Annotated in this window: 1 protein-coding gene and 1 pseudogene; both read left to right on the top strand. The window is 62.2% G+C overall.

Features of this window, described 5'->3' with window-relative positions; genetic code table 11:
- Positions 1-5,355 (top strand): annotated as a pseudogene (locus tag AC1VAN_RS07010) (hemagglutinin repeat-containing protein); the annotation flags it as partial.
- A gap of 1,179 nt (positions 5,356-6,534) precedes the next feature.
- Positions 6,535-6,957: a hypothetical protein gene (locus tag AC1VAN_RS07005; RefSeq protein ID WP_032976071.1), complete on the top strand. Its 423-nt coding sequence runs from the start codon at positions 6,535-6,537 to the stop codon at positions 6,955-6,957.
- The last annotated feature ends 111 nt before the right edge of the window (positions 6,958-7,068 follow it).

Raw genomic sequence — 7,068 nt, 5'->3', positions numbered from 1 at the left:
CAGCTGCAGTCCGGCGTCGGCGCCGATGCGGTCATTCGATCGGGTGGCAACATGCGCCTTTCGGTAGATGAGCTGAACAACCTCTACGCGCAGATCGCTGCCGGCGGCAATATGCAGATCGTTGGCCACGGCGCGGACAGCCGTGTGCGCAATGAGGGCGTGGAGCTGTTTCGAACGCATACGTTCAACAACACATCGATTGCCTACAACGGCACCCGCACGCAGTGGGAAGCAGCACCCATCTCCGAAAAGATTGGTCAACTGGGCGGGCAGATCACTGCCAACGGTACGCTCAGCATCGACGTCGGCGATCTGAGCAACCTCAACCAAGGGCGCAACGCACCCAACGTGCAGGATGGCGCGGCAATGGCCAACCTCAACGTGCAGGGGCCGAAGACGCTGCCGGACGGCCCTGGCCATAACGGTGCGCAGGGACCGGGCCACAGCGGAGGGACGGGGGCGGAACGCGCGCTGGCACGGGCGGCAGATGCCGCCGGCACGCAGCAGGGCGGCACGGTCGGGGGCATCGCCGGCAATGGCACTGCATCCGGGGCGCGCGTGGTCGCGGCGGCCGGCGGCTCGCCGGACCGCATTGCGATGGGCGCGCCGGACACCCGTGCACCCACGGCCAGCCTGTTCAACGTCAACCGCAACGGCGGCAACTATCTGGTTGAAACCGATCCGCGTTTCACCGACCACAAGACGTGGCTGAGCTCGGACCACCTGCTTGGGCAGATGGGCTACTCGCCCGATACCGTGCAGAAGCGGCTGGGTGACGGCTACTACGAACAGAAGCTGGTGCGCGAGCAGATCGGCGAGTTGACCGGACGCCGCTTCCTGGACGGTTACGCCAGCGACGAGGCGCAGTACCGCGCGCTGCTGGAAGCCGGCGCTACCGTGGCCAGCGAATGGGGCCTGCGCCCCGGCGTGGCGCTGACCGAGGCGCAGATGGCGCAGCTGACCAGTGACATCGTCTGGCTCGTCGAGCAGACCGTGACGCTGGCCGACGGCAGCACCACCACCGCACTGGTGCCGCAGGTCTACCTGCGCCTGCGCCCGGGCGATCTGGATGGACAGGGGACGCTACTTGCCGGCGCCAACGTCGATATCAAGTTGGCCAATGGCCTGGTCAACACCGGTGACATCGCTGGCCGCAAGCTGGTGACCATCGATGYCGGCAACATCGAACACCTGGGCGGCAGCATTTCCGGACAGTACGTCGGGTTGGCGTCGGACAAGGACATCCGCATTGCCGGCGCGACCGTGACGGCGACCGATGCGCTGTCGGTGCAGGCGGCGGGCAATGTCACGGTGGCCTCGACAGTGGAGACCCTCGGCGCAGGTGGAACGCATGCGTTCGAGATTACCCAGCTTGATCGTGTCGCCGGACTGTATGTGACCAACCCAAGCGGCGATGGCGTGTTGTCGGTGGTGGCCGGCGGTGACATCAGCCTGCAGGCCGCGCAGATCCGCAATGCCGGTGCTGATGGTCTTACCCAGTTGGCGGCAGGCGGCAGCCTTGATCTGGGCGCGTTGACGCTTGGCCAGCGCAACGACTCCACCTACGACGAGCGCAATCATGTGCGCAGCAGCCAGACTACGCACGCAGCCACCAGTGTGCAGAGCGGCGGCGATGTGGTGCTCGCTGCCGGCAAGGACATCAACCTTGCTGCAGCGCAGATCAAGGCCGGTGGTGGCCTGGCATTGCAGGCCGGCGGTGACATCAACAGCCAGGCGCTGGTGGACAGTGTCAGCAGCGACTCCAGCGCGGCGGGCAAACGCAGCTCGCGACAGGTCAGTCAGAGTGATGAAACGGTGCGGGGCAGCACGCTGCAGGCAGGGGACAATCTGCTGCTGAGCGCTGGCCGCGACGTGAACCTGACCGCCGCACTGGTCGAGAGCAGCGATGGCGCAGTCAGCGTAGTCGCTGGCCGCGACGTGAATCTGCTCTCGGCCAACGAGACGCACGACTACAGCCTGGACAGCTACGAGAAGAAAAAGAAGACGCTCTCCAGCACCACCACCACGCGCAGCGTCGACAACAGCGACAGCTATGCCATCGGCACGGCGATCCAGGGCGAGAGCATCAACATCACTGCCGGTCGCGATCTGACCGCAGTCGGTGCGGTGGTCGATGCCACTGGCAACGTGATTCTGGGAGCGGGCAACAATGTACTGATCACCGCCGCAGAGGACCATCACAGCAGTGAGTCCAGCGAGAGCAAAAAGAAATCCGGTATTACCGGAGGCTTTGGCAACGGCGTGGCGTCGGTGGGCTACAGCAGCGCGAAGAACAGCAGCACCAGCGCCGAGCAGTCCACCACCCAGGTCGGCTCGGCCATCGCCTCACGCGAAGGTAATGTGCTGATCAATGCCGGCAACCAGCTGACCATTGCCGCTTCGGACGTCGCCGCTGGCGAGAACCTGACGCTGGTGGGCAAGGACATCGCGCTGCTGGCGCGGCAGGACATCACGGACAGCCAATCCAGCCAGGCGAGCAAGTCCAGCGGCTTCTCGGTGGGCGTGACCTACGACCCGACCAAGGCCTACCGCAGCGCCCGCGACTCGACCACCGACGGCATGGGCGACAGTGGCTCGGCGATGGGGCGGATCACCCGCACCGCTGAAGGTGCGGCCTCCGGCCTGCGTGCAGCCACCACGTCGACCGTGGTGACCGCCGGCAGCCAGCGGTCCAACAGCGAGCAGAGCCATTCGACCAGTGACGCGCGTGTCAGCCAGCTGGCTGCCGGTGGCGATCTTACGCTGATTGCCAACGGAGGCTCGATCCTCAGCCAGGGCACGCAGATGTCGGCCGAGGGCAATGCCGTGCTGCTGGCCACCAAGGACATCGTGTTCGACGTTGCCCACAACACCGAGCGCAGCGACAGCAGCAGCCGGGGCAAGGGCTGGGGCCTGGCCAACAACACCAGTGGCCTGCCGTTTGGCACCAACAACTCGCAGAGCGACGGCAGCGGCAGCAGCGACACCATCACCGGCACTCAGTTGTCGGTGGGAGGTGGCGTTCGCATGGCCACCACCGAAGGCAACATCAGCCTGACCGCGGCCAACATCGCCGCCGAGAAGGACGTGAACATCCGTGCGGCCGGTGATCTGCTGGTGCGCAGCGGGCAGGACACGGTCAGCAATGCCAATACGTCGGACAGCAAGGCGATCGGCTCGGTGCAGATTTCCGATACCGAAAAGTTCTCCGGCTGGCACCGCGAGCAGCACCAGGACGACAGCGCGCAGGTGTCACAGGTGGCCAGCAGCATCGGCAGCCTGGGCGGCAACGTGAACCTGACGGCTGGCGGCAAGTACACGCAGACGGCCAGCAACGTGGTGGCCGCCAAGGACGTGAACATCACTGCCGCCGAGATCGAGCTGCTGACCGCCGATGAAAGCGGTCATTACTCGCAGAGCGACAAGGACCTGAAGATCGGCGTGTTCGCACGGGTGAAGTCGCCGCTGATCGACCTGATCAACAACGTGGACGCGGCCCGTCAGTCCGATGACCGCCTGCAGAAGATGCAGGGCATGGCCGCCGGCGCCAACGCGTATCAAGCGGCCAGTGCGATCTCGGCGCTGTCCGGCCGTGCCGGCAGCGGCGACCTGTTCAGTGCTGAAGCCGGCATCGGCTTCAAGACGGCCAACAGCAGCGCCGATGGCAGCAGCACGGTCTCGCGCGGCTCGACCATCCAGGGCGGCGGCAACGTCAACCTGACCAGCACCACGGGCGACATCCACGTGGTGCAGGGCAACCTGAGCGCGGGCAACACGCTCAGCCTGGATTCGGCCGGCGACATCCTGCTGGAAGCGGGCAAGGCACACGTGGCAGACCGCAGCAAGAGCAGCAATGCCGGCGCCGAAGTGGGCGTTGGCGTTGTCGTGGGCGCGCAGACAGGCGTGTATGTGTATGCCGAAGCCAGCGTGGGCAGCAGCAAGGCGAACTCGGACAGCAATACCTGGCAGAACACCACGCTGACCGGCCAGAACATCTCGCTGAAGGCCGAGGGTGATACCACCTTGCGTGGCGCGACTGCCACGGCCGATCGCATCGACGTCAAGACCGGCGGCACGCTGACGATCGAATCGCTGCACGACATTGCCGAGAGCATGTCCAAGAACAGCCAAGTGGGTGGGCGCGTGCAGGTGGCCTTCGGTAATGCGTGGAATGCCGATGGCTATGCCAGCGCAGGCAAGGCCGAGGGCAGCTACCAGGGCGTGGGCCAGCAGAGTGGCTTGTTTGCCGGCAACGGTGGCTATCACGTGGATGCTGGACACGTGAACCTGATTGGCGGCGCGATTTCCAGTACCAACGCGGCCAACAGTGAACTGACCGCACAGACGCTGACCTTCAGCGACCTGCAGAACCAGATGGACTACTCGGCCAGCTCCGGCAGCATCAGCGGTGGTGCGGGCGGGCAGATGAAGGGTTGGGACCCGAAGGCGGGCACTACCGCCCCCCGCGGTGGCCCAGGCATGTCGATGACGGAGAACGGCAGCGACAGCAGTTCAACGCTTGCGACGCTGACCGAAGGCAACATCACCATCGGTGGCAAGCAGACCACGGCGGCGGAGCTGGGTATCAATACCGATGCCAGTGCAGCGCATCGTGCGCTGGAGGCGATGCCGGATGCCACCAAGCTGCTGGCGGACCAGCAGGCGATGGCGGCTGCGGCGGGGACGGTGCTTTCCACAAGCCAGCAGATCGCCAACGACATTGGCAGTGCTGGAGCGAACAAGATCACCGACAAGTATCGGGAAGGGCTGAGCGTCGAAGAAAGACGGGTATTTGATGACCTTCCTTGGGACGAGCAGTTCAATCGTCTGGTGGCGTTCGATCCCGCCTATCCCGAAGCGCTGGTGACCCAGCAGAAGTGGGCCCCCGATGGCGTCTATGGCCGCGCGCTGGGTGCGGTCACCACCGCATTGGTCGGTGGCGTGGCCGGGCAGGGCTTGGGCCAGCTGGGCTCCAATGCGTTAGCGCCGTATGCGGCGGAACTGATCGGCAAGACGTTCGATCCGAACAAGCAGAGCGCGGTCCCCAGTGAGGCCATGCAGATGCTGTCGCACGCACTGCTGGGAGCATTGTTGGCGGAGGCCAATGGTGGCTCGGCGGGGAGTGGGGCGCTGGCGGCGGGTGGGGGTGAGCTGGCAGCGAAGTTCCTTGGCGACTACTACGCCAAACAGAATGGCGGGCAGTTGACTCCCGAGCAGGCGGAGCAAGTAAGGGTGCTCGGACAAGCGGTCGGCGCAATGGCGGGAGGACTTTCCGGTGCAGGAATTTCTGGCGCGACATTGGGCATGGGTATCGCGAAAAACTCCGTTGAGAACAACTACCTGAATCACGACGAGCGGATGGAGTACCTTCAGGCGACTGTTATCTGTTCTGATGCAGGTAAAGACTGCGATATCAAGGAGAACTTCGAGCGGCTCTCCGCTGAGCGCGATTACAAGCTGATGATGGCATGCCAAGTGCCAGGGTCTATCGCGTGCAGTGAGCAGCGATCACTGGCGAAGATTGCATTGGAATCGCATAACTCTCCTATATATAAGGGGGAGTATGACGCCTGGATGGCGGAAAACGCCGATAAGCTCATCGCTGCGAGCAAGAATGCCGGTTCTGGGGTCAACCTTGACACGTTGGCAATTCACTCTTCCACCGAAGATCTGCAAAGGAAGGTGTACTGTTCGCTGGTTGGTGAGTGCGGTTCGAACACTGTCGATCTATTGCGTGGTGCAGGCTACGGTGCGGAAGCCGACTGGCTGTTGTCGACGAATCGAGCGGTCGCTGGTGCTGCGTTCGTAAACGGGCTCTGGACCGGGGGGAAGGACCTTGTAGCTGGTGCGGCAAGCATGAACCAGATCAGTGTTCTGCTGGGCTTTTTCTCGGATTACAAGGAGATGGACAAGCTTGGCTTGCAAGCCTTCTCCGAAAAACGCAACAACGCGATCAGTCAGGGCATCAATGAGTACATGGAGAAGACGGCAGGCCTTGCGTACTACCTGACTGGTGGTAGGAACTCGTGGAATTTTGAAGACGTAGATCAAGCGGCTGACATTGGTGGAAAGTTCACGTTTGACATCGGAACTTCCTTGGTCGGGCCGGGGGCATTCCTCGCCAAGAGGACCATGACGGCTGCTTCGGAGGTAAGACTTATCGCCGATGCGGAACAGCAGCTCATAAAGTACATCGCAGGTATTGGGAGGAACCCGCCAGCAACCGCGATCGGTGCCGTTGATCCTACAACTGGTAGAATTGTGACTATGTCGAGTGGCCCTGTTCCTGCCGTGATCGCACCGGAACTGAAGGCGTACGCCGATTCGCTCGGAGGCCTTGGTGTCAAGACGGCATGTGGGAATACTATTGGTCGTTGCGCAGAATTCAGAGCTGCAAACGAACTGATGCTGGCAAATCCACGCCTGAAGCTTGAGGATATCAAATTCACTGCTGCTGTTCGGCCAAGAAGTGGTCTTCCTGTTCCTAGATGTGATAATTGCAAGAATATATTTGGAGGTGAGTAATATATGGAGATGGATGAGGAATTTCTTGAGGTCAATGACATAGATTGGTTTGCAGTTGGTGCTGATGGATATGTTTGTCATTTTGCTACGGGAGGGCGTGGTTTCGTGCCGCGCCAGGTTGCGTCGTCCATCGAGGGCTGGCAATTGGTGTGTGACTATATTTACTCGCTTCCTATTTGCTCGGGCGTCATCGTGGTTGAAGAGAGCTTGCCTGATTTCAGCGGCCTCGCTCAGCGCGAGGCTTATCTTCGCTCTTTCCTTGAAATGGCAAGTCGCGGGATTTTTAGTCATGACGTAAGCGGGGATGGTTATCGCCTTATCGCCAAGCCGGAGCTTGCGCTTCGCGATGACGACCTTCCCGAGCGTGTTCGAAATCATATTCCAAGGATCGCCATCGGTTCGGACGATGTTCTGCTTCATTTGATGCGCTGAATGTGGCTTTTGTGGAAGAGTGTGAAAGGGGCAGGCGATGCCGGACCGGGCAATTGATCGGCTACCGGGTTACCCGGCTAGAACAGTCAATCCTTCGAATGACTGTCAGTG

Source organism: Stenotrophomonas sp. 05L44_2, from assembly GCF_056665995.1.
Note: the sequence above shows the minus strand (reverse complement) of the source record. Positions and strands in the feature narration are given on the sequence as shown.